Source organism: Corynebacterium sp. 045007 (assembly GCF_040743205.1).
Taxonomy (GTDB): domain Bacteria; phylum Actinomycetota; class Actinomycetes; order Mycobacteriales; family Mycobacteriaceae; genus Corynebacterium; species Corynebacterium jeikeium_D.
Genome location: NZ_JBFLKW010000008.1, coordinates 14,653 through 40,321, shown reverse-complemented (window position 1 = coordinate 40,321; position 25,669 = coordinate 14,653). Strand labels below are relative to the sequence as shown.

Here is a 25,669-nt window from a genome sequence, read left to right as displayed (position 1 = left end):
TTATCTGACCTTACTTCGCAAGCCGCCTCACAATAAAGTGAACCAGGCCACGCTCTAGGTCGTCTGTGTTGAAGATAACAGAACCTATCGCCAATGCGAAGGTGATCCAGATAACAATGTCGTTATTTTTTTAAATTTTTTTCTACACCACGAGCACAGCCTGCCCGCCAACATGCCATTTCCGCATGTCAGACGTTAATAGTACGCAATCAACTGCAGCTGTCTCCGCAGTATTCGCCAACAGCAAACACCGATCCCCAACGGGCTACCCCCACCAGTTTTCCGTCGTAAAGCGGTCCTTAACCGATCTCCCGGGGCTGACAGATAAACGCCGTCGCGCTCCGTCCGATGCGCGTGACAACCACCGCCAATGCCCTGGAGCCCTTAAGTTTCCACTGCTTGCGCAACGCGTCGGGGTTGACGTCTACGCCGCGCACGAGAATCTCCACCGATCCGCAATCCAACGCTGCCAGTGCCTTGCGAACCTGCTTCAACCCCACTTGCTCAATAACTTCGAACCCGGCAATCCCCTGCGGCAAAACATCGCCACTGACGTGCGCAATCCGCTCATCGAGCTGCCAGAGCCCATGCGCCGCCGCAAAATGCCGCACCAGCCCGGCGCGCACAATCGCCCCATCCGGATCAATGATGTACCGGCCGGCAGCGCGCACATCGACGTCGTCAGGCATGGTGTCGTCGTAGGTCTGCACGTCCACCGCCGACAACTCTAACGGCCTGTGCTTATCGACGGTCTGGATAACCATCGCCGATCGCGTTACGGATTGCCCATCGGTAACTCCGGCCAGCCCCGGCGTATATAGACATGCCTCCTTGACCGCACCGTCCACCGAAGTGACAGCCACTTCCCCGCTCCACTCGCTGAAGTCGAGGCCTGGCGCGCATTTGATAGCTAGTTCTTTGTCGGGCCAGGCGGCTATGAGCGCCGGCAGCGATGGGAGCAAGTCCTCCGGGTTGGTGATCCTACGCCCACCGGAGCGGCGGGCAGGGTCAGCGACAATGACGGGTGCGTCAAAGGCCGGTTGCAAAGCATCGGCCTGCGCGAAGATGTTCTTGCCGACGTTATGCCGCGCCATGGCCAGCCGTGCAAGGTCGAGATCAGACCCGACAACGGTCAGGCCCTCGTGGTCAATTGCTGCCACCTCAGTACCAATGGAGCAGGTCACATCGGCCACTGCTTCGACACCGAGATGCGCAAGCCTACGAGCGCGAGCCAGCGCGACGACAAAGGGCGTGGCCTGTTGCGCTGCTTCGGAAGAGAAGATCCAGTCCCCTGGCAGTTTGCTGACCGCAGAACGCCGAGCTGCCGCGACTTCAATGACCGCGCGACCAAACTCGCCACAGTGTTGGCGTAGATGCGCGGAGTCTGCAATCAGAGACTTTTTAGTGAGCGCGAGCTGGTCGGCCTCATCTAGCCACTCCGGATGAGCAGCAACAGCGGCCACCTCTGCAGCGGACAGGGACACTCGTTATCTCCTTCCAACTAGGGATCAGCCGGTTAACGGGGGTTGAGTAGTCGGCTAACGGTTCATACCTTTGCGCAAATGCCCCATGTGGGTGGCAACGGCAAAGTACTCATCCATAAAAGGTTCCCCGAGGAAGTCACTACTGGTGCGTCGCACCGGAGTGTTTCTGGCCGCCTCGAGAGCCTCCGCCACAGTACTGACACCGTCCAAGCGAGTCAGTTGCGCCCAGGTCGGAGGCATGAGGCCAAGTAGCCCACGGCGCCATCCATCCAAAATCGTCGTCGGGCGGAACCAACCTGAAGATGATGCCTCAGAGGTGTCACCGTCGGCCCTTTGACCGTCGGGAAGCGCGGCGAGGAAGAAATAGGTGTCGTAGCGAATGGGGTTGGATTCGGGTGTCACCCAGTTAGCCCAAGGACTGACGAGTTCGGCATCGAGCGCCAGATTTTCATTGCTAAGGAAATCCGTCAATGACAACTCGTGGGCTTCCAACTGTCGTCGCTGACGGTGGAAGCGGTGACCATCTGCGACAATCTCACCGCCAGCATCGCGAACCAACAGAGTGCCTGTTTCCTCAAAGGTCTCACGCACGGCCGCGCAGGTGAGCGCGTGCGCCCGCGCGCAGTCGACGTTAAAAGCCTGCGCGATCCGCGACTCAGGGTCGGCTTCCGACGGCTCGGTCACGGCCATGACCTCATTCGCGACAGCGGGGAAATCACGCTGGTCTACTCCACCGCCGGGGAACACGGTCATGTTGGCCGCAAAGCGCATTGAGGATACGCGTTCTTGAACGTAGACCTCGAGCCCGCAGTGGGTGTCGCGGAGCAGCAACACAGTCGCAGCCAGTTTCGGCGACGCGGGTGTATTCGGGGTTTCAGGTGTCGGAACCGCCATGAGCGTCTACTTCTTCCGGTGCTTTCCAGCAGGCCGTGCCCGGCGCGCAAAGTAGCGATCATCGATGCGATCGACGACGATTTCCTGGTGGAAAGCCTTGGTCAGGTTCTCACTGGTCAGGACGTCGTCAATAAGCCCCTGTGCGATGACATTGCCTTCGTCGAGGAGCATCGCATGGGTGAAGCCGTACGGAATTTCTTCCGGGTGGTGCGTAATCATCACCATCGCCGGCGCATCCGGGTCGAGTGCGAGTTCGCCTAAGTAACCGACGAGGTCCTCGCGACCGCCGAGGTCGAGTCCGGCTCCCGGCTCGTCGAGAAGCAGCAATTCGGGGTTGACCATCATGGCTCGTGCGATGAGTACGCGCTTGCGCTCTCCCTCACTGAGAGTGCCCCAGGTGCGGTCTGCAAGATGCTCAGCACCCATGCGCTCGAGAATCTCGGAGAGCTGTTCGAAATCCATCTCTTCATAGGTCTCACGCCAGCGCCCCAGGACGGAGTAACTGGCGGAAATAACAAGGTCCGCGACCTTTTCGTCATTGGGAATGCGGTGAGCAATCGACGATGATGTCAAACCAATCATGGTGCGCAGATCACGCATGTCGGTGCGCCCAATCTGCTCGCCCATCACATGGGCCACCCCTGAAGACGGGAACTCCTCCGCTGCAGCAATGCGCATCAAAGAAGTTTTGCCTGCACCGTTCGGCCCCATGATGACCCAGCGTTCGTCAAGTTCTACTTGCCAATCGACCGGCCCGACCAGCGTACGGCCACCACGGATGAGGTTTACATCGCGAAAGTCGAGTAGCAAATCTTCGTTAAAGTCTTCTTCCAATTCAGCCACACATCCATGGTGCCCTAACTTTGCCCAAATGTGCGCTTGGACATTCTCATCTATCCTCGGTAGAGAGCAAATCGAGTTCACTCGAGATGGTTTTGCTTCGATTTTCACCTAGCTCGCCGACAATTAGGAGAACGTCTTTTATGACTGGTCGAATCGGTATTGATGACATCCGTCCTCAAATCAACGGTGGTGCAACTCCATCGAAGGCCGTAGTGGGTGAAGTCGTCCCAACCTTTGCCGTCATTTGGCGAGAAGGCCATGACGCGATGAACGCCACGCTCAACGTCAAGGGGCCGAAGGAATCAGCTTTTGCGTCCCGCTCACAGCGCATTCCAATGCACTTTTCTGACCATGATCCAAATCAGGTCAATGCCACCTTCGTCCCAGATGTTCCCGGGCTGTGGACCATTCGCATTGATGCCTGGTCCGACCCGATGGCAACGTGGCGCAACGCTATCACCAAGAAGTTCGAGGCAGGTCAGAGCGAAGCTGAACTCGCTAATGATCTAGAAATTGGCGCCGCTCTCTTCGACCGCGCCGCCGCTGGTGCCGCTGCTATCCACCGCAACCACCTACGCTCCATCGCCGCAGGTCTGCGCGGCGACGGCGATCTTCGCGCCCGCATTGCAGCCGCGCTTTCCGACGAGACCCGCGCCATTTTGCAGGCGCACCCGGTGCGCGACCTTTTGACCCGCGGAAAGACCCGCAAGATCAAGGTTGACCGCCGCGAAGCCCTGTACTCCTCTTGGTATGAGTTCTTCCCCCGTTCCAACGGTGGTTACGGCGAAAATGGCGAGCTGCTGCACGGCACATTCAAGACTGCGGTTGCACAGCTTGATCGTGCTCAGCGCATGGGCTTCGACACGGTCTATCTGCCCCCGATTCACCCAATCGGTGAAATCAATCGCAAGGGTCGCAACAACACCCTGACCCCGGAACCGGGCGATGTCGGATCTCCGTGGGCTATCGGCTCCGCAGAAGGTGGCCACGACGCCATCCACCCGAGCCTCGGTGACGAAAAGGACTTCAAGGAATTCATCAAGGCTGCTAAGGAGCGCGACCTCGAGGTCGCTATCGACCTAGCGCTCCAGTGTGCACCGGACCACCCCTGGGCTAAGGCTCACCCGGAGTGGTTCACCGTGCTGCCGGACGGCACCATTGCCTACGCCGAGAATCCGCCGAAGAAGTACCAGGACATCTACCCGCTGAATTTCGACAACGATGCCAAGGGCCTGTACGCAGAGGTTCTGCGTGTAGTGAAGTTTTGGGTCAAGCGTGGAGTCAAGGTCTTCCGCGTGGATAACCCCCACACCAAGCCGGGCAACTTCTGGGAATGGCTGATTGAAACCGTTCACGAAACCAACCCGGAGGTCATCTTCCTCGCCGAGGCCTTCACCGCCCCGGCCCGCCTCTACGGCCTGGCCAAGGCTGGCTTCACTCAGTCCTACATCTACTTCCCGTGGAAGACTACGAAGGAAGAGCTGACCGAATTCGGCGAGGAGATTACCCGCCATGCGGACATCGCTCGCCCATCCCTATGGGTCAATACCCCAGATATTCTGCATGACTTCCTGGTCAAGGGCGGCCGTGGCGCCTTCGCCATCCGCGCCGCGCTGGCTTCCACCCTGTCTCCGCTGTGGGGCATGTACTCCGGCTTCGAGCTGTTTGAAAACGTTCCGGTCAAGGAGGGCTCCGAGGAGTACCTCGACAGCGAGAAGTACCAGCTCCGCAGCCGCGATTACGACCAGGCACTGGCCACCGGCAACTCGCTGGAGCCGTTCATTGCCACGCTGAACAAGATTCGCCGCGAGTACCCTGCTCTGCAGCAGCTGCGCAACCTGCACTTCCACGACATCGACAATGACAACCTGCTGGCTTACTCGAAGCTCGATCCGGTCACCGGCGATGCCATCCTCGTTGTTCTCAACCTCGATCCGTGGAATGCCCAGGAAGCTACCGTGCACCTCGACATGGATCGCATTGGGCTCCGCAACCACGACCGCATGGATGTCACTGACCTGATTACCGGCAACCAGTTCAACTGGGGCAAGGACAACTACGTCCGCCTGGCACCGTGGGAAAACGTCGCGCACATCATCAAGCTGCCAGAAATCGACGTCAAGCTCCGCCACAAGTTGGCTTGGCGCGACGTCCCCGACTACGAGGGCTAGAACGCTTACTGGGAACTTTCGGGGTTAGTGGGCCGCTGACTTGACCACCGTCGCAACGATTCGTCGTTAGGCTGGCGGGTGAGTTAGCAGCCCACTGTCCCCTACCTCCCTCTATTTCTTTAGAACTGAACTCAACAACTTCACATTCACCTACCTAGAAACGCTTCGGAAGGACCTTCCATGGGAGCCCACACAGATCCCCGCCTCGCAATTGATTCCGGCGATATGGATCGCCTGCGCTACTGCACCCATCACGATCCGCACAGCATCTACGGCGCACACGTCGTGGACGGTGACACGGTTATTCGCACGAGGGTCTTCGGCGCTCAGGCAGTTACTGTCGTCAGCACGCGCGGCGAGTTTGAAGCGGAGAACCTGGGCGACGGTTTCTTCACCGCCCTCGTCCCAGGCGGCGATGACTTCGACTACCGCCTGCGCATTACGTGGGACTCCGGCGAAACCGTAGAGCGTGCCGACGGCTACCGTTTCCTCCCCACTATTGGCGCTGGTGACCTGCACCTAATCGGCGAAGGACGTCATGAGGAACTGTGGAAGGTTCTCGGTGCTCACCTTCGCAGTTACGACACAGAGCTGGGTACGGTCGAAGGCACCTCGTTTACGGTCTGGGCTCCGAACGCACGTGGCGTAGCCGTGGTCGGTGACTTCTGTATGTGGAACGGCGCGCAGTACCCAATGCGCTCTATGGGTGGCGCAGGTATCTGGGAGCTGTTCATCCCGGATGTGGGTGAGGGCGATGTCTACAAGTTCGCCATCACGACGCCGGAGGGACAGCGTCGCGATAAGGCCGACCCGATGGCGCGTGCTGCTGAGCTCCCACCGGCTACTGGGTCGATTGTTGCGACCTCCGACTACGCCTGGGGCGACCAAGCGTGGATGGAAAAGCGCGCCAACACAGACTGGACCGAAGAGCCCATCTCTATCTACGAGGTCCACTTGGGTTCCTGGAAGCAGGGCCTGAGCTACGAGGTTATGGCGGAGAAGCTGGTGCGTTACGTGGTCGACATGGGCTACACCCATGTGGAGTTCATGCCAGTATGTGAGCACCCGTTCACCGGTTCCTGGGGTTATCAGGTTTCCGGCTACTACGCTCCGACCAGCCGCTTCGGCACCCCAGATCAGTTCCGCGGTCTAGTTGATGCCTTCCACGCCGCTGGCATCGGTGTCATCATGGACTGGGTTCCGGGGCACTTCCCGAAGGACGAGTTCGCACTTGCCCGCTTCGATGGCACGGCTTGCTACGAGCACCCGGACTGGCGCCGCGGCGAGCAGCGCGACTGGGGCACCTACGTTTTCGACTTCGGCCGCAACGAGGTACGCAACTTCCTCTACGCCAACGCACTGTACTGGGCAGAAGAGTTCCACATCGACGGTCTGCGCGTCGACGCAGTGGCTTCCATGCTGTACCTGGACTACTCCCGCAATGAAGGCGAGTGGCTGCCGAACCAGTACGGTGGCCGTGAAAACCTCGATGCTGTTCAGTTCCTGCAGGAATTCAACGCCACTGTACACAAGCACAACCCGGGCTTCCTCACCGTGGCCGAAGAATCCACTTCTTGGCCGGGGGTGACCGCACCTACCGAACACGGTGGCTTGGGCTTCTCTATGAAGTGGAACATGGGCTGGATGAATGACACGCTGGAGTACTTCAGCAAGGAGCCGATTTACCGCTCCTACCACCACCATGAGCTCACCTTCGCTATGGTCTACGCCTACTCGGAAGAGTTTATTCTGCCGATTAGCCACGACGAGGTCGTGCACGGCAAGGGCTCGCTGTGGGAGCGCATGCCGGGCGGCGATTGGGATAAGGCCGCAGGCCTACGTACTTTCCTGACCTTCATGTGGGCACACCCGGGCAAGCAACTTCTATTTCAAGGTCAGGATCTTGGCCAGAACCACGAGTGGAACCACGATGAGTCCGTGGCTTGGGACAACCTCGAAGGTTGGAGCGGCGAATTCCACCGCGGCATTCAGCTGCTGGTTAAGGACATCAACGCCATCTACAAGGAAAACCCGGCGTTCTACACCCAGGATGACCGCCCAGAGGGCTTCCAGTGGATTAACGCGGATGATTCCACAAACAATGTTGTGTCCTTTGTCCGTTACGGCACCGATGGATCGGTCGTCGCCTGTGTCTATAACCTGTCGGGAACCACGCAGGAAATCTACAAGATTGGCGTACCGCGCGGTGGCCAATGGACGGAGATCCTGAACACAAACGCATCGCGTTACGAGGGCTCCGGCTACGGTGAAAACGGTACTGTGACCGCGGTTGAGCACGGTTGGAACGGCCAGGCTCACTCGATTGATTTGGTGCTGCCGGCCAACACCGCCATTTGGCTGAAGTGGCAGGGCTAGTACCGAATCAAGCCAAACAAAAGACAATCTCATAGGAATTGCCCGTGCTGCACGGTTTTCAGTGATCTGAGTTTCGGCCTGAAAACCTGACTCACGGGCAATTTTGTTTTAGGGAGCGTATCCAGGTCCTATCCTCGGAACGGATTGAACCAGTCAGGTTCCAAAGATTCGTTGTAATTCGCAGAATCTGAATCATCGGTGTACGCGGATCCATCCATGCTGTCGGTTCCGATACGATCCGGAATGCCGTCGCCATCCTCATCCGCGCTCCACGTCGCAGCCTGCTTGGCAGTCAGTGGCTTGCCATCCTTACCAAGGCGATTGTAATCCGGCAGAAGCGGGGCTATTTGGGAACCCAGCTGGCCGAGCAGGCCGTCGGTAAGCTCATTGAGCGGCACCTCATCAAAGCGCGTCGTAATGGCGTAAGCGATGGGTCCGGCTGCGGTGTACAAAATACCGTGGTCATTAACGCCCTCGGCAGTGTCACCGGTCTTCTGGACTGCGGAACCGACGTACATCACAAACTTCTGCGAACCACCGTAAGTGAGGTAGGTCAATGCAGTTTGTGCCGTGTCCTTGGTAATGAAGTTGTGCTTTGAGGTGCCATCGGCCACTTCCTGGAGACGTGCCATGAACAGCGCAGCTTGAGAGGGAGTAAACCAGGACCGATCACCGCTGGGATTGGGGATGTTGAACTTGTTGCCCAGGTGGTAGCGCTTGTCATCAACACCGGCTTCCTTGATGGTTTTGTTGACCTCGTCGAAACCACCGACAGCGTCAATCAACCCATTCGCCGCGGTGTTGTCCGAATACCGCATCACGTACTGCAACAGCCCGTCGAGCGTGTATTGGCCAGGGCCAATCACGCTTCCGCCAACACCATTGTCCCAATCGACCGTCACCGTCTTGTCTAGGTCATCGCCGAATTTCTTCAGCGCAGTAACCACTAACGGAGCCTTGATGGTCGATGCGGAGTACTCCTTCGTATCCTCGCCTACCGACGCCGTGAGCCCTTTGTATGGACCGTCAATGACACGCAAATAGACACCTAAATCAATGCCATAGTTGTCGGAGAAACTCTTAGCCGCAGTATCGAGGACGTCCTGTGCATCAGACCAGGTGACTTCCTCGGAAGCATCCCAACCGTTATCTGGAGCATTAGGTTTTGTGGTAGCAGTGGTGGCCTTGGACCCGGTGGTGCTTGGGACATCGATGGTGCACCCCGCCAACAGAGTCGAGGCCGAAAGCGCAACAATGACCGAGGCGGAAGTAGCGCGAAGGGCTTTGGGGCGAAGTCGCATGCAAAACTCCTGGCTGCAGAAAACTGAAGACCAAAGGCACCTAGCGCAGTATGAACTGTCTGAGGTGAACAGGTGGATGAGATGCAGTGGTAACTGCTGTAAACCACTGAGAACTGTTGGAAGATTACCACCTTCCGAAAAATCTCGTTGCACTGGGGCGCAGCTTTTGTGCAACAATGGATTAAATATAGACATGATTAAAAGAATCAATGTCCAACGGTGCACCCAGGCAGTTGAGCTGCACATTTGATGCTTAATGCTTCAACGATGCCTCGTTCGAGACCGCTGCTAGAAATAGCGCACGGCACCGAAAATCGGAGGAAGTGAATCGCAATGGAGGAAAAGGTACATCGCTTGATGGACCGCATGCAGATTCGCCATGCCCATATGCGCAACACCTGGTATGGGCCGGTACTCTCCCCGGTTCTTCTCGTCGCAGGCTTCGCACTGCTCATTGTTGGCATTATCATTTTGCCAACTCCTGCTCCCGGATGGCTCTGCATCTTTGTTGCACTGGGAATTCTCTCGTTGGTGCACCCGCCGACACGTCGCCTGAACATCTGGTTGGCAGCAAAATTGGACGCCTTTTACGCCTGGTATGCGGAGCGTCATGTGGCAATGAAAGCAACACTTTTCCTGTTGCTAATGGCGTTTATGGCCGCTGTAATGGGCAGCGTCTACTACTTCATGGCTCCGGATGACTGGCCATACACCGACGCTTCAAGCTAGGAGCCTGAGCGCTTTCCAGGCTCCTAGTACAGTGCCCCTAGTCCAGTACTCCTAGTACAGTGCGCTAGCCATCCTCCGGCGTGCATCCAATGCCACTGGATCTGCGGTATCGAATAGCACAAGCAGCTCTAGTAGACGCGACTTGATGGCCTCACGGTCATCGCCAAACACCTGCGGGAGCAACTTCAACAAACGATCGAGCGCCTTCGCTGGATCGTCGACAAGCATCGTGACATCCGCGGCATCGAGGGCGAGCGCGACGTCCTTCGGCGCAGCGTCGGCCTTTGCAATTGGATCTGCGCTGCGATCGATTTTGGCAGCGCGGGCGAAGAAGGACACATTCGCGTGAGCGCGCTTCAGCCCCTGATTTGCGGGCTCGGACTGCAGCATAGCGTCATACAGCTCCAACGCTCCGTCGAAATCGCCCTCCTCGAGCAACTCTTCAGCCTGCTCCAAACGCGGGTCATCGGTGGGTACGGGATTGCCGAAGAAGTCAGTCGGCTCCGGAGCCTCCGGCCCGCTGCCCTCCCCAGCCATACGAGTTCCCGCCGGCAACCCCTTGAGACGACCCCGAGTGGCCTCCATAACCTGCGCCAGCCACTGCTCCAGCCAATCCCTGGTTTTCTCGCCGACAAACATGCCAATGGGACTGCCCATAGCCACAGCCGTGACTGTCGGCACTGCCTGCACACCGAATGCCTGGGCCAGCTGCGGATGCTCCTCAGCATCTGCCCACGCCAGGATCCAGTTCAAATTAGCCTCACGGGCCATGCCTTCTAGCTCAGCCCGAAGACGCAACGAATCAGCTGCTCCAGCCATGCCGATCAAGACAATAACCGGGACCTGCTCCGAGCGCAGAACGACTTCTGCCTCAAGGGTCTGCGGGACAATCTCAACTACAGGAGGAAGCCCATTTCCCTGATCACTGGTTGCCCGCTCGATCTCCTCTCGGCGCTTACGTTCGGCTTCGGCGCGCTGGTGGAGCTGCTCCAAATCAACCGTGCCGGGTGGTGGCGGCGGAGTCGAGCACTCGCGGTGACCGTGTGCTCCATGCGAGTGACCATGAGAATGGCCATGTGCGTGACCATGTCCAGCTGGCATCGTCAAAGGGGTTCCTCTCCAGTGTCGTCGTAAAGCCTATGTAAAGACCTATGTAGAGCCTACGTGTCCAATCCGAACAAGAGACTAGTCGGTGGCTTTCAGCGCATCCTCGACCGCATCCACTTTCGCACGCAGCTGCCCGGTGTATCCGTTGCGAATGTCCGCTTTGATGACCAGAGAAGTACGCGGACTGACACGGCTGACTGCTTCCGTGGCTCGCTTAATGACATCCATCACCTCATCCCATTCGCCTTCAACAAGGGTGAACATGGCATTGGTCTCGTTGGGCAGGCCAGATTCGCGCACAACACGCACGGCTTCAGCAACGGCCTCAGCCATTCCCTGCTCAGGATCGGAGAAAGTGGGGGCAACAGAAAATGCGACAATCATGGCGCCGATAATAGCGAGTACCCTGGAAACTATGAGTGAGACACAGATTCCCGTTCCCCATAAGTACGTAGTCGCTGTTGATCACGTCGGCGTCGCAGTCCCGGATTTTGATGCCGCTATTGAGTGGTACCGCGCAAACCTTGGTTTCATCAACTACCACGATGAAGTCAATGAAGAGCAGGGTGTCCACGAGGCCATGGTCGGCCCGGCCGACAAGGTTGAAGGTGGCACTCTGGTTCAGATTCTCGCGCCACTGAATGACCAGTCCACGATTGCAAAGTACCTGGACAAGAAGGGTCCAGGAATCCAGCAGTACGCAGTTCGTGTCACTGATCTGGAGGCGCTGATGGCGCACCTGAAGGAGCAGGGCACCCGGGTGCTGTACCCGGAGCCGAAGATCGGTACCGCAGGTTCGCGCATCAACTTCATCCACCCGAAGGATGCCGGTGGCGTCCTGCTGGAGCTCGTTGAGCCGGCTAAGTAAATCTATCCCCAGCGGCGCGTGATAGTGCGGTGAGCTCTATTGCGCCAGCAGTTGGTGTGCCAATGGCGCCGGTCATCGGCGCCTGCACCATAATCCTGCGGCCATGCCACGATGTGCGAGGTCCCGGGCATGATTTCCTGGTCGCACCCCGGACAGCGATAAACCTTGTTCGACTGGCCAGCGCTGATGTTACGCACCGCAAAGTCCACGTCCTGCCAACCGGCAGGCCCAGATTCAGTGCGAGTGTTTTGGAAAGAACTGCCAAATGCGGGCAGGCTGCCGCGATTCTGGCCGTGGTTATTACGCCCGCCGCGTTGATTACCTCGTTGATTACCGCGCCGCTTGTGGTTTCGCCTAGGCATGGCTAGAACAACCGCAATTCATTGGACTCCAGGCCACGCAGGGCGTCGTAATCCACGGTCACACAGCGAATCCCACGATCCTCTGCCAGAGTCTTGGCCTGTGGCTTAATCTCCTGGGCAGCAAAAATCCCTTCCACCGGTGCCAGCAGCTCATCGCGGTTCAGCATCTCCAAGTAACGGGTTAGCTGTTCAACACCATCGATACCGCCCCGACGCTTAACCTCGACTGCAACGGTGGCGCCGTTTTCATCGCGGCCAAGCAGATCCACCGGTCCGATCGGGGTTGGGTATTCGCGCCTAATCAGGGTGTAGCCCTCGCCAAACGTTGTGAACTGATCTGCAAGGAGTTCCTGTAGATGCGCTTCTACCCCGTCCTTCTCCAGGCCAGGGTCCTCTCCCAGTTCGTACGTGCTATCAGCCAGCACCTTGCCGATAGTGATACGAAGTTGCTCGCCCTTCTTATTCTCAACGACCCAGAGCTTTTCACCAGTGTCTTCCCCCGACTCGTCGAGAATATCCTTCTCCGTCAGCGTGCACGGCGGTGTCATCCAGTTCAGAGGCTTATATGCACGGTCGTCGGCATGCACAGAAACTGACCCATCTGCTTTCACCAACAGCAAGCGCGGGGCATGAGGCAGATGGGCATTCAAGCGACCGACATAGTCAACAGTGCATTCAGCAATCACAAGGCGCATTCCCCTACCCTAACGTGACTGCCGCGCGGGAGAAAACAATACCCACTAGAGCCTTAGCAATAGCCTGTCGTAAGAGACTAGTACTGACTTCCCCGGCCACGGTTATAAGCCGAACGGAAGCGTCGCTCAATATTTGTAGGAAACTCACGAGTCTGGCGTGACGACGGCTTCGACTCCACCCACGCCACCAGCGCAGTGTCCGAGGACGAGTCCACGGCAAACTCCCATTCGGTATTTTTCCCCGTTTTAATCCTGACTACCCGAAGCCCGGGCGCGAAAAAACCCGCCTCGATGTCAGTCGGATCTCGGCGATCCACAATAGTGACATCGTGACGGGCAAATTCGGCATCACAGCCAGGACGCAGCGAACGTAGCTTGTACATCTTCAACGTCGACTCTGAATAAACAATGACACCATGGCGCCAATGACTGCCATCACCTGCAGGAAGGCGACGAGCAATAACAGGAGTACCTTTTGCATGCAGGCTGGCGAAACGCCACAGGGCAAGGACCCCGCCGACGATCAACATCGCACCGATAATCATGAACATGATTGACATCATGGTTACGCTTGAAAACACTATCTGCCAGCCTCGCATCCGGGTGAATAGACGACGAACCTTGGTTCAAAAGCGCTTTAGAGGCTTTTTACAAACCCTACCCGATTGTTGCACTGACATGAAAAATAACTAAGAAAAACGGGGCGGGAAGCTGGCAAGATTTCTCTTGCGAGCTCCCCGCCCCGTTTAAAGAAGCAGGAAGAATACGGTCGTGCGACCGGATGTTCAGGCGAAAAGACTAGTTGGTGGAAGCGCGACGAGCCGCGCGGACCTCCGACTCAGCCTGTGCCTTTACTGCAGGGTCATCCGAAGTCAGGTTGGACTCGGCCTCGGAGAGGTTAACCTCGTCAGCCCAGATTGCCTTATCCGCGAGGATCGAAACCTTCGAGGTAGACACGGAAATGAACCCACCCTGTACCGAAGCGACAAGAACCTTGCCGTCTGCGGTCTTGATGGTCACCGTGCCGTTGTTGACCAGCTGGCCAAGCAACGGCTGGTGTCCGGGCAGCACGCCGATCTCACCCTCGGTGGTCTGGGCAGAGACCAAGGTGGCCTTGCCCTTCCAGAGCGGTCGCTCAACGGCAACCAGTTCAGCGGTGATTTCAGCCATGAGGATGCCCCTTACTTCTTCTGCATTTCAGCGTACTTCTTCTCGACATCGTCGAGGCCACCCAGGCCGTCGAAGGCCATCTCCGGGTAGTTGTCGAAGTCGCCCTTGCAGATGCGGTCGAAGGCAACAATGGTGTCCTTCAGCGGGACGTACGAACCAGGCAGACCCGTGAACTTCTCAGCAACGAAGAAGTTCTGACCCAAGAATCGCTGGATACGACGTGCACGCTGCACGGTCACCTTGTCCTCCTCAGACAGCTCGTCCATACCGAGGATGGCGATGATGTCCTGGAGTTCCTTGTTCTTCTGCAGGATGTTAATAACCTGCTGAGCAACGCGGTAGTGCTCGTCACCGACGATCGACGGCTCGAGGATACGAGAAGTCGAAGTCAGCGGGTTCACTGCCGGGTAAATACCCTTCGATGCGATCGAGCGGTCGAGCTCGGTAGTGGCATCGAGGTGGGCGAAGGTCGTTGCCGGAGCCGGGTCGGTGTAGTCGTCGGCAGGCACGTAGACGGCCTGCAGAGAGGTAATCGAACGGCCCTTGGTGGACGTAATGCGCTCCTGCAGAACACCCATCTCGTCAGCCAGGGTCGGCTGGTAACCCACAGCGGAAGGCATACGACCCAGCAGGGTCGAAACCTCAGAACCGGCCTGGGTGAAACGGAAGATGTTGTCAATGAAGAGCAGCACGTCCTGGTGCTGAACATCGCGGAAGTACTCCGCCATGGTCAGACCCGACAGCGCGACGCGCATACGGACTCCCGGAGGCTCGTCCATCTGGCCGAAGACGAGGGCGGTGTCCTGGAGAACGCCCATCTCTTCCATTTCCAGGAAGAGGTCGGTGCCCTCACGGGTACGCTCACCAACACCGGCGAAGACCGAAGTACCGGAGAACTCGCGTGCAATACGAGTAATCATCTCCTGGATCAGAACGGTCTTACCGACACCGGCACCACCGAACAGACCAATCTTGCCGCCCTTAACGTACGGGGTCAGCAGGTCGATGACCTTAATGCCGGTTTCCAGAATCTCGGTCTTACCCTCGAGCTGGTCGAAGGCCGGTGGCTCACGGTGGATGCCCCACTGCTCACCATCACGGCCCAAGCCCGGCTCATCCAGGCAGTCGCCCATTGCGTTAAAGACGTGACCCTTGACGACGTCACCAACCGGAACCGAAATCGGCTTACCGGTGTCCTTGACCTCTGCACCGCGGACAAGTCCGTCGGTCGGGGCCATAGCAATGGTACGAACCATGTTGTCACCGAGGTGCTGTGCAGTCTCGAGGACAATGGTCTTAGCGACCGAAGGAAGGGTAACTTCCACGGTCAGCGCGTTGTAAAGTGCCGGCAGTTCGTTACGCGGGAACTCCACGTCGACGACGGCACCGATGACACGCACAACACGGCCCACAGCCGTGGTGGTGTTCTGCTCACTTAGAGCTGTGCTCATATCTAGTCACTTTCTCCGCTGTCGTCGAGCGCACCGGCGCCACCGACGATTTCTGTGATTTCCTGGGTAATCTGTGCCTGACGTGCCTGGTTAGCAACACGCGAGAGGTCCTTGACCAACTCGGTAGCGTTGTCCGTCGCAGACTTCATAGCGTTACGACGGGCAGCAGACTCAGAGGCAGCGGCCTCGAGCATCACTGCGAACAGGGTGCGGGACACGTACTGGGGCAGAAGCTCTGCCAACAGGGTGTCTGCATCAGGCTCGAATTCATAGTCCGGCTTGAGGTCATCTGATCCATCGGACAGCATGTCCTCGCCCTGAGCAATCTCGACATCCTCGTACACAGGCTCAATCGGGAGCATCTGATGTGCACGCGGAATCTGAGAAAGCATCGACACGAATTCCGTGTAGACAACGTGGACCTGGTCGAAGCCCTGAACGGCCTCGCCGTTGGTGCCACGCAGGCCTTCGCGGTACTTGGCAGTGCCCTCGGCCGTAGCGTTGAAACCATCAATGAGGTGACGACGCACGTCGTGGGTTGCGGCGTAGTCCGGATCCTGGGAGAAGCCCTCCCACGTACCGGCGAGCTCGACACCACGGAAGTCGTAGTAGTCGGTGCCCTTACGGCCAGTCACGTAGAGAACGACCTCATGCCCCTGCTCTTCCAGAGCGGTACGCAGCTCTGCAGCCTTCTTCAGGACGTTGTGGTTGTAGCCGCCACACATGCCGCGGTCACTGGTGACAACCAGGACTGCAACACGCTGGTTACCCTCACGCTCTACGAGCATCGGGTGATCCAACGACGAAGCCGATGCGAGACGTCCGATGACCTTCTCGATTTCGTCGGCGTACGGCTGGGAGTCTGCTACGCGACGCTGCGCCTTAGTAATGCGCGAGGTTGCGATAAGCTCCTGGGCCTTGGTGATCTTCTTTGTCGAGTTCACCGACTTGATTCGGGCTCGAAGTTCACGAAGATTCGCCATGTCCTATTCCCTCCCTTCAATTGCGAAAACGGTCATTGAGTAGCTCAACCTGCCTAGTTCTGGGCAGTCTTGCGGGAGACCGTAATCTGCTGCTTCTTGAGCTCGCCCTCGTCGAGTGCCTCGACCGGAGCCTCGGAAGCCAGCGGTGCACCCTCAGAAGTCTGGAAGGACTTCTTGAAGTTAGCGGTAGCGGACTTCAGAGCAGCCTTGGACTCGTCAGAGAAGGCAACTCCGCCGTCAATCTGCTCGAAGACTGCAGGCTGAGTGTCCTGCAGGTGCTCAAGCAGCTCGGCCTCGAAGCGACGGACATCCTCAACGGGGACATCGTCGAATTCGCCCTCACCAGCGAGGTAGATGGAGGTCATCTGGTACTCGACCGGCTGCGGGTGGTTTTCCTTCTGCTTCAGCAGCTCAACCAGACGCTGACCGCGCTCCAGCTGACGCTTGGAGGCATCGTCCAGGTCGGATGCGAACATTGCGAATGCTTCCAGGTCGCGGTAGGACGCGAGGTCCAGACGCAGGTTACCGGAAACCTTCTTCATGCCCTTGGTCTGAGCGGCACCACCAACACGGGAAACCGACACACCGACGTTAATAGCCGGGCGGACACCCTGGTTGAAGAGGTCGGACTCGAGGAAGACCTGGCCGTCGGTAATGGAAATGACGTTGGTCGGAATGAAGGCCGACACGTCGTTTGCCTTGGTCTCGATGATCGGCAGTGCGGTCAGCGAGCCTGCACCCATGTCGTCGGAGAGCTTTGCAGCACGCTCCAGCAGACGGGAGTGGAGGTAGAAGACGTCACCCGGGTAAGCTTCGCGTCCCGGCGGGCGACGCAGCAGCAGCGAGATGGCACGGTAGGCCTCTGCCTGCTTAGTCAGATCATCGTAGATGACCAGGACGTGCTTGCCCTGGTACATCCAGTGCTGACCCAGTGCGGCGCCTGCGAATGGTGCAAGCCACTTGAAGCCTGCGGCATCCGACGCCGGGGCAGCAACGATGGTGGTGTACTCGAGTGCGCCCTGCTCCTCGAGGGTCTGGCGCACACCAGCAATGGTGGAGCCCTTTTGACCGATAGCAACGTAGATGCATCGCACCTGCTTGCTCGGGTCACCGGACTCCCAGTTAGCCTTCTGGTTCAAAATGGTGTCCAGGCAGACCGCGGTCTTACCGGTCTTACGGTCACCAATGATCAGCTGACGCTGACCACGACCAATTGGGGTCATTGCGTCGATGGCCTTAATACCAGTAGCCATCGGCTCTTCAACCGGCTGACGCTGCAGCACGGTCGGTGCCTGCAGCTCGAGGACGCGGTCCTCTTCAGCCTCAATGTCGCCCAGGCCGTCAATCGGCTGGCCCAGGGGGTTAATTACGCGACCGAGGAACTTGTCCCCGACCGGAATCGAAAGGACGTCACCCGTCCGCTTTACCTCGTCACCCTCTTTAAGCGACTCGAAGTTACCCAGCACCACAACGCCGACCTTGTCGGTGTCGAGGTTCTGAGCGACGCCAATAACGCCGCCCGGGAACTCCAGAAGCTCATTCGTCATGACCGACGGCATTCCCGAAACCTGGGCGATACCATCAGCTGCACTGATAACAACGCCAACCTCCTCGCGGGAGGCCTCCGGGGAGTAGCTCGAGGTGTAGTTCGCAATCGCGCTACGGATCTCGTCGGAGGAGATCGTCAGCTCCGCCATGTTCTTCCTGCTCTCGGTAATATTCTTCCAGTGATTAATCGTCTAAACCATCCGTCAGCCGAGGCCGACGCGCAGCTTCTCAAGCTTTGTTGAAAGGCTACCGTCGATGACCTCGTCGCCAACCCGGATGACCAGTCCACCGAGAATCGAGTTGTCGATCACGGTGTGGATGGACATCGCCTTGCCGTAGACTCGGCCGAGCTTGTCCGCCAGTGCTCGCTCTTGCTCGTCAGAGACGGCAGTGGCACTGGTCACGCGAGCGACGACGTGGTTCCGCAGGCCGGCGGCTAGCCGGGACAGGGAGTCAATGTCGTCCGCGGGGCGCTTGGATGGGCGACCAACAGCCTGCAGTGCCAGGGTCTCGGTCACGGAAGTGACCTTGCCGTACAGCACAGAGGCAAGGAGCCCACGCTTGGCTTCGGGGGTTGCGGCCTTGTCGGCCAGCAGCTGTTCAAGCTGCGACTGCTCAGCCAGGATGTGTCCCAGTTGGAACAGCTCAGACTCAACAGTCTCAAGCTGTCCCTGGCCTTCGGCAGAGCGAAGTAGGGCTCGACGGCCCAGCTCTACCAAACCCTCACGCATTTCACGCGGGGTGGACCATACCTGCGCGGCAGCATCCACGACGAGGTTAAGAGTCGTCTCAGATACCTTGCCCGCGAACAGGCTCCGGACAAGGCCGGAACGCTGTTCCGCAGTCGCCGAGGTGTCGGCGACAGCGACACGCAGGCCGCGGTCGGAGTCCAGGACCTCGACGATGTCGAAAAGCTCGGAACCAGTCTGAGCAGCCTGAGCAACAGCGACATTGTCACCACCGATAGCGGCGTCCAGTCGCTGGCTAAGAGCTGCCAGGGATTCGCGGCTTGCTGCGTGCATGTCGCCTACTTTCCGGCCGGGGCCACGGTGTCAAGGTTGGACAAGAAGTTGTCAATCGTCGACGAGTTACGAACGTCGTCGGAAAGCTGCTCGCCCAGAAGGCGCTCAGCAAGATTGATGGAGTTCTGGCCCATTTCCTTGCGCAGCTCTGCGACTACCTGCTCACGCTGGGCAGCGAGCTGCTTTTCACCGGACTCGATGATTCGTGCGCTCTCGTCATTGGCCTTGGTCGTAGCGTCTGCAATGATGCGCTGACCCTGTGCACGGGCTTCGTCGCGAATCTTTGCTGCTTCAGTACGGGCCTCTGCGAGCTGACTGTTGTACTTTTCCAGAGCGGCCTTCGCCTCGGCCTGTGCAGCCTCAGCGCGCTCAATGCCGCCCTCAATCCGGTCCTCCCGCTCGGTCAGGACCTCCTGGAACTTCGGAAGAACGAGCTTCCAGAAGAGAACCAGGATAATAACCAGCGGGACAACGGACCAGACGATGTCATAGGTCTTTGGCAGCAGCGGGTTGATGGACTCTCCCATCGGGAGGTCACCCGCAGCTAGCAAAAAGGTGAAATCTGTCATGGTTTACGTGTTCTCCGCCTGAGGTCCGGACTTAAACAAAAACGAAGCCTGCGACCAGGCCGATTAGGGCGAGAGCCTCAGTGAAGGCAATGCCCAGGAACATGGTGGTACGCAGCTGGCCGGCCATCTCAGGCTGGCGTGCCATACCCTCAACGGTCTTGCCGGCGACGATGCCGATGCCGAGGCCCGGGCCCAGGGTGGACAGACCGTAACCGATGGTCTTCAGGCCAGCGTTGGTGTCGACAGCCTGGACAGCGTCCTGAGCGGAGAGGATGACGTCGTTCATTATGAACCGTTCCCTTTCTTAAAGGATGGCCCCGGATTAAAGATTGTTCTAAGTAGGCCCGGGGCTTTTGTGGGTCAAGTGGGTCTTGCTATTAAATTTGCGAGGCCTTGTTGCCGAAGTTGCGGCCTCATTAGTTATGGGTTAGTGCTCGTCTGCGTGCAGCGACAGTTCGATGTAGACGGCGCTCAGCAGGGCAAAGATGTATGCCTGCAGGAAAATCACCAGCATCTCGAACAGCGTGAATGCTACCGCAGCGACAAGGGTCAACCCGGACAGGGCGGTCCAACCATTCAGCTGCCAGAAGAAGAAGTTCGTGGCACCGAAAAGCAGGACTAGAACCATGTGGCCCGCCAGCATGTTGGCCATCAGACGGATGGTCAGCGTAACTGGGCGGAGAACGAAGTTGGAGAAAATCTCGATCGGCACCACGATGAGGTGGAGTACCGGTGGCAAGTTCGGAATAACGACTGCCGACTTCACAAACTTGAAGAAGCCCATCTTCTTCGAGCCCGCGTAAATGAAGGCAACGTATGCGAACAGGGCCAGAACCAGTGGCATACCGATTCGGGCGTTCGGCGAAATATTGAGGCCAGGAATAATAGCCGCAATATTCATCGAGATAACAAGGAAGAAGATGGTGGCCAGAACCGGAAGGAAACGACGCCCCTCCTTCTTACCCAGAATCTCCTCCGCGATGTGGATGCGGACGAAGTCCAGCATCAACTCCGCAACGTTCTGCAGACCAGTCGGCACGAGCTTCGGACGACGCATTGCGACGACGAAGAACACGGCGACGATCACGGCCATCAAAAGACGAACAATCATCAGGCGGTCCATGGCGTACCAGTCGCCACTGCCACCTAGAATGAAGTCGCCAAATTGTTCACCCGGGAAATACTCCTCCTGCAAGTTGGGTGAGTGAAACTCACCCCGCATCTCGGCAAGTGTTGTAACGCTCAGCGTTCTCTCCCGTGATTGGGCCGCTAGAACTATTGTCAAGCGGTGCGAAGGACGTCATTTAACGTGTCGCGCCGCGGATTCCATTCGCTCATCAGCACGGCGCTCACGGGGACCGTACCTGTGGAAATGATAGTTATTTCGCTACAGGCCGTCTTACCCGAAACTCAGGATAACAGTTCTGACTCATTTTCCCCACCCGGTACACCCCCGCGTTTCCGACCCCGAATCCAACAAAGAGGCCGACCCCCTCTGTGGGTTTCGGCCTCTATTTGTGGCATCTTCTGCACAAACTGGACAATATGCTTATTACCTGCGGTTTTAGAAGCGTATTGCAGCCTCTCAGCAGGTCAACAAGTTATTAACGAGCTATTCGTCCTTCATTGGTTGCACATAAGTGAGGTTAGATTGCGACATTCCCCACACTTCTGCACCGAGTGTCACCATCAGAGTGAGTACAACAGTGACGAAGAAAGTCATGTTGTCATAAAACTCAAGATTTCTAATAACAACCAGGACACCGATTAGTACGACAATCTTCAACAACCAACCACCCAGTACAACGGCAAGCGTAACGGACGGCGAAGTTCGAGCAGTAAAGAGGATGCCTAGAACGGTAAGCAATACGAAGCTTCCGCTAATGCCCGCTCCAAGGAGTACGCCCCAGACACCGGGCATACCGTTTTTGCCACCCCAGACCAGCAGCGAAAGCACGGTAATCACAGCGAGCGCGATTGCGCCCGAGCGAGCAGCAGCCAGCAGCGGTCGCCGCGAATCATCGTATTTAGACTCGGGCTCCGGAGTTGTTTTTTCAGTCACGGTCGAAGATTGTACCTTCTGCGTCCACGTCGACGTCTTATAACCTGCCGGACCCCACTTCCACTTCTGGGACGCGCTCCCCTTGAACGGTCGTCGGCAAGCGCATTGCGACGACGGAGGGTGAAGACAACCGCGATGATAAGCAGGACCCCGAAGGTGAGAGCGACGAATTCAAAGGGGAAAATGGTGGTGGCAACGGCGGCGTACGCGACGACCGACACCCATAGGTAAAGCACTAGCACCACGCGGCGATGACTGTGTCCCATCGACAGGAGGCGGTGGTGAATATGCATTTTGTCGGGCGAGAAGGGTGACTTGCCCTGACTGACGCGGCGAACAACAGCAAGCAACAAGTCGAGCATTGGCACGCTAATTGCTGCGATGACGACCACAACCGGCGAGATTAGAGCGATGACGTCAGCGGTGCCGTACATGGAGGGCGCGATGCGTCCCGACGCCGACACCGATGCCGCTGCGAGCAGCAAGCCGATCATCATGGCACCGGAATCGCCCATGAAAATGCGTGCGGGCTCGAAGTTGTGCGGCAAGAAGCCCAGGCAAGCGCCGAGGAGGCACGCGGAGATCATCGCGGGTGGATAGGCAGACACGGTTCCGCCTTGGTCGTGAAGCAGGACCATCGAATAGACAAGGATTGCAGCTGCGGCAATCATGCCGAGTCCAGCTGCGAGACCATCAATTCCGTCAACAAAATTGAAGGCGTTAATCAATGCCACAGTAAATAGGACAGTCAAGACTGTGGACATGATTGGATCGAGAATGAGAGTGGCGCCGCCACTGAAAGGGATATAGAGCAGATACCAATTGACGCCCATAAATGACATCAAAAGTGCCGCCGCGACCTGCCCCACCAACTTCGTAAGGGCATCTAAGTCAAAGAGGTCATCCCAAATACCGACGATTAGCAAGAGCGACGCGGCCGCCACAACTGCCCTCATATCTGGAGTCATAGGTGGAAAACCACGGTTGAGGGCCGGCATAACCGAGGCAAGGGCGATAGCTGCGACCACCCCAGAGTACATCGCCACGCCTCCGAGCCTGGGCTTCGGAATATCGTGGACATCGCGCGTGCGGGGCGCATCCAACCAGCCCGAGCGAACCAGCACAAAACGCACTACTCCAGTGAGCAAATAACTGACAGCAGCGGAAACTAAAACGAGCATGGCGAGCTCGCGGATGGGCACACCTGCCCCACCCGACTGGGCTGCCAAAAAGCTCATGTCCGCCACTAGGTACTACTCACCCACACAATCGCTGCAGATATTAAACAGGAAAAACCTTAGGTAGCCAAGACTACTGCCCCAGCAGTCGCTCGGGCGTCGTACTCAAAACCTCAGCAACCGCCGCTGCTGACACAGCGCCTTCGCGCAGAATCCGCGGCACTGGAGTCGAGATATCGACAATCGTCGATGGGGTGCCAATCGTGGCTTCGCCGCCGTCGACGTAGACAGCCGCTTCCCCACCCAACATCTGCTTGGCACGCACGGCATTGGTGGCCGGTGCCTGGCCGGAGATGTTCGCACTGGACACGGCCATCGGACCGGTGCGGCGCAGAATCTCGATAGCAATTGGGTGCAGCGGCATGCGCAGCATGACCGTACCCGCGGTATCACCAAGGTTCCATGGCAAGCTCGGCGCCTGGTTCACAACCAGCGACAGTCCGCCCGGCCAGAAAGCCTCCACCAGCGTGCGAGCAGCTGGCGAGTATTCGCGGACGAGCCCCTCAATCGTGTTCCAGGAACCCACGAGCACCGGTACCGGCATATCCGGGCCGCGGTGCTTGGCACGCAGCAAGGAGGCAACGGCCTGGTTATCAAAGGCATCGCAGCCAAGGCCGTAGACGGTATCGGTAGGCATAACGACCAGCCGTCCTGCCTTCACTGCATCTACTGCTGCTGCAATTGCGCGTTCGCGGTTTTCATCTGTGCTGCAGTCCATAATCCTGCTCATCAGATTTGTGCTCCTGCTTCAAAGTTTGCTTTTAAGATCAATTTTTGCGTCCCACCGTAAAACGGTCACGGCCCGCAAAGTCACGGTGGACCTCTACATCAGCGTAATCCCAGGTGTCCTTTAGCAGTGAACTGACATCGTCTCCTGAAGAGTCATCGTGCTCGATGCCGATGACTCCACCCGGCCGCACCAGCGCATCCACTAGGTTCATCATAGGTCGAATGACATCTAGCCCATCGTCGCCGCCGAAGACCGCAGAGTGCGGATCAGCTCTCACTTCGGGGTCAACTTCGGTGTCTTCGGGCACATATGGAGGGTTGGACACAACAATGTCGGTCTCGCCTACCCATTCTGCGAGCTCAGCGCCATCATCAATCAGCTGAACATCCGTGACATCGCCAGCAATCAGACGCACACGCCCATCGCCGTACGTCTCGATATTCTTCGCAGCCCACGCCCGTGCCCGCTCAGAGAGCTCCACAGCCACCACGTCCGCTTCGGGTACGGCATCGGCGATCGCCAACGCCAACGCACCAGATCCAGTACACAAGTCAACGATTTTCGGCTTGACGACGCCACTTGCGACCAGTTCACGGGCTCGATCGATTGCCCACTGCGCAAGCAGTTCCGTCTCCGGACGGGGTACAAAAACACCGGGCCCAACCTGTAGTTCCAGGCTCATCATCGGCGCCGTACCGAGGATGTGCTGCAGTGGCTCACGCGCCACTCTGCGGGCCAGTACCTCGGCCAGATACTTGCGACCGTCCTCATCGGTGTACGGTTCGTCTCCGCGGAAGATGATGTCTGCCGGTCCCGCATTGATAGCAGCTGCAATTAGCGCCCGCGCGTCGGCATCCGGAGAAACCAGCGCCGCGTCGTCAAGCGTGCGACGCGCATAGCGAAACAGCTCGCCGAGGGTACGGACGGAATCCGGTAACGTCGGCGAGCTATTTTCTGCGGGCGTGGGGCTACTCGGCTTCAAGACGCTCAGCGCGCTCCGCGTCGTGGAGGGCCTTGAGCAGGTCATCCATGTCGCCGCCCAGCACCGAGTCCAGGTTGTGAGCCTTGTAACCGATGCGGTGATCGGAAACGCGGTTCTCCGGGAAGTTGTAAGTGCGGATGCGCTCGGAGCGATCCATGTTGCGCACCTGAGACTTACGCTGGTCAGAGGCGGCCTCGGCGATCTCCTCTTCCTTCATCTGCTGCAGTCGAGCAGCAAGGACCTGCATAGCGCGGGCCTTGTTCTGAATCTGCGAGCGTTCCTTCTGACAGGTAACAACGAGACCAGTCGGCAGGTGCGTCAGGCGAACGGCGGAGTCAGTCGTGTTAACACCCTGACCGCCCTTACCGGAGGAGCGGTAGACGTCGACACGCAGATCCTTTTCATCAATCTGGATGTCTTCGACCTCGTCGGGCTCCGGGTAGACCAGCACACCAGCGGCGGACGTCTGAATACGGCCCTGAGATTCGGTAACCGGCACGCGCTGCACGCGGTGAACGCCACCTTCAAACTTGAACACGCTCCACGCACCGTCACGGGACGGAGTCTTAGCTCGGATGGACATAGTCATGTCCTTCACGCCGCCGAGATCAGACTCGGACAGCCCGAGAATCTCGGTGGTAAAGCCGTGCTTTTCTGCATAGCGCTGGTACATGCGAGCGAGCTCACCTGCGAAGAGCGCTGCTTCCTCACCGCCGGCACCGGACTTGAGCTCCATAACGATGTCATCGCTGTCGTGCGGATCGCGCGGAGCCAGCAGGTCGGCGAGCTTTTCCTCGAGCTCCTCTGCCTCGACAGCGAGACGCTCAGCCTCAGCTGCGAATTCGGAGTCCTCGTATGCCATCTCGCGAGCTGCTTCCAGGTCATCCTGGACCTCAGTCAGCTTCTTGTGAGTCTGAATGACCGGCTGCAACTCATTGAAGCGCTTGCCGACCTTACGGGCAGCCTTCGGGTCGTTGTGCAGCTCGGGGTCTGCCAGCTGCGCCTCGAGCCCGTGGTATTCGGAGAGGATGTCGTCAACTGCGGAAACCTGATTAGCCATTGAATATTCCTTCAGATTGTGATG

26 protein-coding genes are annotated in these 25,669 nt (G+C 58.1%); 4 read left to right on the top strand and 22 right to left on the bottom strand.

Annotated features, from left to right (window positions below):
• Positions 1-299 precede the first annotated feature (299 nt).
• The 3 genes from AB1Z34_RS05725 to AB1Z34_RS05715 are packed head-to-tail and all read right to left on the bottom strand — an operon-like array spanning position 300 to position 3,221.
• On the bottom strand, positions 300-1,484 hold the full coding sequence (locus AB1Z34_RS05725) for an SAM-dependent methyltransferase (RefSeq protein ID WP_126107971.1): 1,185 nt from the start codon (positions 1,482-1,484) through the stop codon (positions 300-302).
• Positions 1,485-1,538: 54 nt separating this feature from the next.
• A complete protein-coding gene (locus AB1Z34_RS05720) occupies positions 1,539-2,378 on the bottom strand; it encodes an NUDIX hydrolase (RefSeq protein ID WP_367158033.1) in 840 nt (279 codons plus the stop codon).
• A 6-nt stretch (positions 2,379-2,384) separates the two neighbouring features.
• On the bottom strand, positions 2,385-3,221 hold the full coding sequence (locus tag AB1Z34_RS05715) for an ABC transporter ATP-binding protein (RefSeq protein ID WP_048735276.1): 837 nt from the start codon (positions 3,219-3,221) through the stop codon (positions 2,385-2,387).
• 140 nt (positions 3,222-3,361) lie between these two features.
• Here AB1Z34_RS05715 and AB1Z34_RS05710 point away from each other — a divergent pair, with 140 nt between their 5' ends.
• Entirely contained in the window at positions 3,362-5,392 is a 2,031-nt protein-coding gene (locus tag AB1Z34_RS05710) for an alpha-1,4-glucan--maltose-1-phosphate maltosyltransferase (protein ID WP_367158032.1), read from the top strand.
• Between the two features lie 180 nt (positions 5,393-5,572).
• On the top strand, positions 5,573-7,768 hold the full coding sequence (gene glgB, locus AB1Z34_RS05705; RefSeq protein ID WP_367158031.1) for a 1,4-alpha-glucan branching protein GlgB: 2,196 nt from the start codon (positions 5,573-5,575) through the stop codon (positions 7,766-7,768).
• Positions 7,769-7,896: 128 nt separating this feature from the next.
• Here glgB and AB1Z34_RS05700 read toward each other — a convergent pair whose 3' ends face one another.
• Positions 7,897-9,069, bottom strand: a complete 1,173-nt coding sequence (locus AB1Z34_RS05700; RefSeq protein WP_088611478.1) for a serine hydrolase — start codon at positions 9,067-9,069, stop codon at positions 7,897-7,899.
• A 333-nt stretch (positions 9,070-9,402) separates the two neighbouring features.
• On the opposite strand from AB1Z34_RS05700, the gene AB1Z34_RS05695 reads away from it, so the two are divergent.
• A complete protein-coding gene (locus AB1Z34_RS05695) occupies positions 9,403-9,798 on the top strand; it encodes a TIGR02611 family protein (protein ID WP_048735265.1) in 396 nt (131 codons plus the stop codon).
• Positions 9,799-9,849: 51 nt separating this feature from the next.
• On the opposite strand, the gene AB1Z34_RS05690 is transcribed toward AB1Z34_RS05695, so the two are convergent.
• Both AB1Z34_RS05690 and AB1Z34_RS05685 read right to left on the bottom strand, forming a co-directional pair.
• Positions 9,850-10,899, bottom strand: a complete 1,050-nt coding sequence (locus AB1Z34_RS05690) for a tetratricopeptide repeat protein (RefSeq protein WP_070595727.1) — start codon at positions 10,897-10,899, stop codon at positions 9,850-9,852.
• An 84-nt stretch (positions 10,900-10,983) separates the two neighbouring features.
• On the bottom strand, positions 10,984-11,289 hold the full coding sequence (locus AB1Z34_RS05685) for a thiamine-binding protein (RefSeq protein WP_049172056.1): 306 nt from the start codon (positions 11,287-11,289) through the stop codon (positions 10,984-10,986).
• A gap of 31 nt (positions 11,290-11,320) precedes the next feature.
• Between AB1Z34_RS05685 and mce the strand changes: the two genes are divergently transcribed.
• Positions 11,321-11,773 carry a methylmalonyl-CoA epimerase gene (gene mce, locus AB1Z34_RS05680; RefSeq protein WP_005509354.1) on the top strand — a complete coding sequence of 151 codons (453 nt, stop codon included), beginning with the start codon at positions 11,321-11,323 and terminating at the stop codon, positions 11,771-11,773.
• 2 nt (positions 11,774-11,775) lie between these two features.
• Here mce and AB1Z34_RS05675 read toward each other — a convergent pair whose 3' ends face one another.
• From AB1Z34_RS05675 to prfA, 16 genes are all read right to left on the bottom strand, one after another.
• Complete coding sequence (locus tag AB1Z34_RS05675) at positions 11,776-12,135, bottom strand: ATP/GTP-binding protein (RefSeq protein WP_088611476.1); 360 nt, start codon at positions 12,133-12,135, stop codon at positions 11,776-11,778.
• A gap of 2 nt (positions 12,136-12,137) precedes the next feature.
• On the bottom strand, positions 12,138-12,830 hold the full coding sequence (nucS, locus tag AB1Z34_RS05670; protein WP_005509457.1) for an endonuclease NucS: 693 nt from the start codon (positions 12,828-12,830) through the stop codon (positions 12,138-12,140).
• A 77-nt stretch (positions 12,831-12,907) separates the two neighbouring features.
• Positions 12,908-13,411: a DUF2550 domain-containing protein gene (locus AB1Z34_RS05665; protein WP_367158030.1), complete on the bottom strand. Its 504-nt coding sequence runs from the start codon at positions 13,409-13,411 to the stop codon at positions 12,908-12,910.
• A gap of 217 nt (positions 13,412-13,628) precedes the next feature.
• Complete coding sequence (locus tag AB1Z34_RS05660) at positions 13,629-14,000, bottom strand: F0F1 ATP synthase subunit epsilon (protein ID WP_016422459.1); 372 nt, start codon at positions 13,998-14,000, stop codon at positions 13,629-13,631.
• Between the two features lie 11 nt (positions 14,001-14,011).
• Positions 14,012-15,451, bottom strand: a complete 1,440-nt coding sequence (atpD, locus tag AB1Z34_RS05655; protein WP_347890136.1) for a F0F1 ATP synthase subunit beta — start codon at positions 15,449-15,451, stop codon at positions 14,012-14,014.
• Between the two features lie 2 nt (positions 15,452-15,453).
• A complete protein-coding gene (locus tag AB1Z34_RS05650; protein WP_038628474.1) occupies positions 15,454-16,434 on the bottom strand; it encodes a F0F1 ATP synthase subunit gamma in 981 nt (326 codons plus the stop codon).
• A 53-nt stretch (positions 16,435-16,487) separates the two neighbouring features.
• Positions 16,488-18,131: a F0F1 ATP synthase subunit alpha gene (gene atpA / locus AB1Z34_RS05645; protein ID WP_005509387.1), complete on the bottom strand. Its 1,644-nt coding sequence runs from the start codon at positions 18,129-18,131 to the stop codon at positions 16,488-16,490.
• Positions 18,132-18,185: 54 nt separating this feature from the next.
• The gene (locus AB1Z34_RS05640; protein ID WP_070841312.1) at positions 18,186-19,004 is read right to left on the bottom strand and encodes a F0F1 ATP synthase subunit delta; all 819 of its coding nucleotides are present in this window, start codon (positions 19,002-19,004) and stop codon (positions 18,186-18,188) included.
• A gap of 5 nt (positions 19,005-19,009) precedes the next feature.
• A complete protein-coding gene (locus AB1Z34_RS05635; RefSeq protein WP_070841313.1) occupies positions 19,010-19,573 on the bottom strand; it encodes a F0F1 ATP synthase subunit B in 564 nt (187 codons plus the stop codon).
• Positions 19,574-19,604: 31 nt separating this feature from the next.
• Positions 19,605-19,859 carry an ATP synthase F0 subunit C gene (locus AB1Z34_RS05630; RefSeq protein ID WP_005509463.1) on the bottom strand — a complete coding sequence of 85 codons (255 nt, stop codon included), beginning with the start codon at positions 19,857-19,859 and terminating at the stop codon, positions 19,605-19,607.
• 141 nt (positions 19,860-20,000) lie between these two features.
• Complete coding sequence (atpB, locus tag AB1Z34_RS05625; protein WP_016422455.1) at positions 20,001-20,795, bottom strand: F0F1 ATP synthase subunit A; 795 nt, start codon at positions 20,793-20,795, stop codon at positions 20,001-20,003.
• 390 nt (positions 20,796-21,185) lie between these two features.
• Positions 21,186-21,635 carry a hypothetical protein gene (locus AB1Z34_RS05620; RefSeq protein WP_005509564.1) on the bottom strand — a complete coding sequence of 150 codons (450 nt, stop codon included), beginning with the start codon at positions 21,633-21,635 and terminating at the stop codon, positions 21,186-21,188.
• Entirely contained in the window at positions 21,632-22,864 is a 1,233-nt protein-coding gene (locus AB1Z34_RS05615) for a glycosyltransferase family 4 protein (protein WP_255456324.1), read from the bottom strand. The genes AB1Z34_RS05620 and AB1Z34_RS05615 overlap by 4 nt, the downstream gene beginning before the upstream one ends.
• A gap of 82 nt (positions 22,865-22,946) precedes the next feature.
• On the bottom strand, positions 22,947-23,603 hold the full coding sequence (locus AB1Z34_RS05610) for an L-threonylcarbamoyladenylate synthase (protein ID WP_005509411.1): 657 nt from the start codon (positions 23,601-23,603) through the stop codon (positions 22,947-22,949).
• 37 nt (positions 23,604-23,640) lie between these two features.
• Entirely contained in the window at positions 23,641-24,585 is a 945-nt protein-coding gene (gene prmC, locus AB1Z34_RS05605) for a peptide chain release factor N(5)-glutamine methyltransferase (protein ID WP_367158029.1), read from the bottom strand.
• Positions 24,572-25,645, bottom strand: coding sequence for a peptide chain release factor 1 (gene prfA / locus AB1Z34_RS05600; RefSeq protein ID WP_016422451.1), 1,074 nt, complete (start codon positions 25,643-25,645; stop codon positions 24,572-24,574). The genes prmC and prfA overlap by 14 nt, the downstream gene beginning before the upstream one ends.
• Positions 25,646-25,669 lie beyond the last annotated feature (24 nt).

What these genes read in the sequence shown, in the direction of transcription:
- AB1Z34_RS05720 (WP_367158033.1), bottom strand. Translation starts at nt 2,378, where the DNA reads ATGGCGGTTCCGACACCTGAAACCCCGAATACACCCGCGTCGCCGAAA.
- AB1Z34_RS05710 (WP_367158032.1), top strand. Translation starts at nt 3,362, where the DNA reads ATGACTGGTCGAATCGGTATTGATGACATCCGTCCTCAAATCAACGGT.
- glgB (WP_367158031.1), top strand. Translation starts at nt 5,573, where the DNA reads ATGGGAGCCCACACAGATCCCCGCCTCGCAATTGATTCCGGCGATATG.
- AB1Z34_RS05700 (WP_088611478.1), bottom strand. Translation starts at nt 9,069, where the DNA reads ATGCGACTTCGCCCCAAAGCCCTTCGCGCTACTTCCGCCTCGGTCATT.
- AB1Z34_RS05695 (WP_048735265.1), top strand. Translation starts at nt 9,403, where the DNA reads ATGGAGGAAAAGGTACATCGCTTGATGGACCGCATGCAGATTCGCCAT.
- AB1Z34_RS05690 (WP_070595727.1), bottom strand. Translation starts at nt 10,899, where the DNA reads ATGCCAGCTGGACATGGTCACGCACATGGCCATTCTCATGGTCACTCG.
- AB1Z34_RS05685 (WP_049172056.1), bottom strand. Translation starts at nt 11,289, where the DNA reads ATGATTGTCGCATTTTCTGTTGCCCCCACTTTCTCCGATCCTGAGCAG.
- mce (WP_005509354.1), top strand. Translation starts at nt 11,321, where the DNA reads ATGAGTGAGACACAGATTCCCGTTCCCCATAAGTACGTAGTCGCTGTT.
- AB1Z34_RS05675 (WP_088611476.1), bottom strand. Translation starts at nt 12,135, where the DNA reads ATGCCTAGGCGAAACCACAAGCGGCGCGGTAATCAACGAGGTAATCAA.
- nucS (WP_005509457.1), bottom strand. Translation starts at nt 12,830, where the DNA reads ATGCGCCTTGTGATTGCTGAATGCACTGTTGACTATGTCGGTCGCTTG.
- AB1Z34_RS05660 (WP_016422459.1), bottom strand. Translation starts at nt 14,000, where the DNA reads ATGGCTGAAATCACCGCTGAACTGGTTGCCGTTGAGCGACCGCTCTGG.
- atpD (WP_347890136.1), bottom strand. Translation starts at nt 15,451, where the DNA reads ATGAGCACAGCTCTAAGTGAGCAGAACACCACCACGGCTGTGGGCCGT.
- AB1Z34_RS05650 (WP_038628474.1), bottom strand. Translation starts at nt 16,434, where the DNA reads ATGGCGAATCTTCGTGAACTTCGAGCCCGAATCAAGTCGGTGAACTCG.
- atpA (WP_005509387.1), bottom strand. Translation starts at nt 18,131, where the DNA reads ATGGCGGAGCTGACGATCTCCTCCGACGAGATCCGTAGCGCGATTGCG.
- AB1Z34_RS05640 (WP_070841312.1), bottom strand. Translation starts at nt 19,004, where the DNA reads ATGCACGCAGCAAGCCGCGAATCCCTGGCAGCTCTTAGCCAGCGACTG.
- AB1Z34_RS05635 (WP_070841313.1), bottom strand. Translation starts at nt 19,573, where the DNA reads ATGACAGATTTCACCTTTTTGCTAGCTGCGGGTGACCTCCCGATGGGA.
- AB1Z34_RS05630 (WP_005509463.1), bottom strand. Translation starts at nt 19,859, where the DNA reads ATGAACGACGTCATCCTCTCCGCTCAGGACGCTGTCCAGGCTGTCGAC.
- atpB (WP_016422455.1), bottom strand. Translation starts at nt 20,795, where the DNA reads ATGCGGGGTGAGTTTCACTCACCCAACTTGCAGGAGGAGTATTTCCCG.
- AB1Z34_RS05610 (WP_005509411.1), bottom strand. Translation starts at nt 23,603, where the DNA reads ATGAGCAGGATTATGGACTGCAGCACAGATGAAAACCGCGAACGCGCA.
- prfA (WP_016422451.1), bottom strand. Translation starts at nt 25,645, where the DNA reads ATGGCTAATCAGGTTTCCGCAGTTGACGACATCCTCTCCGAATACCAC.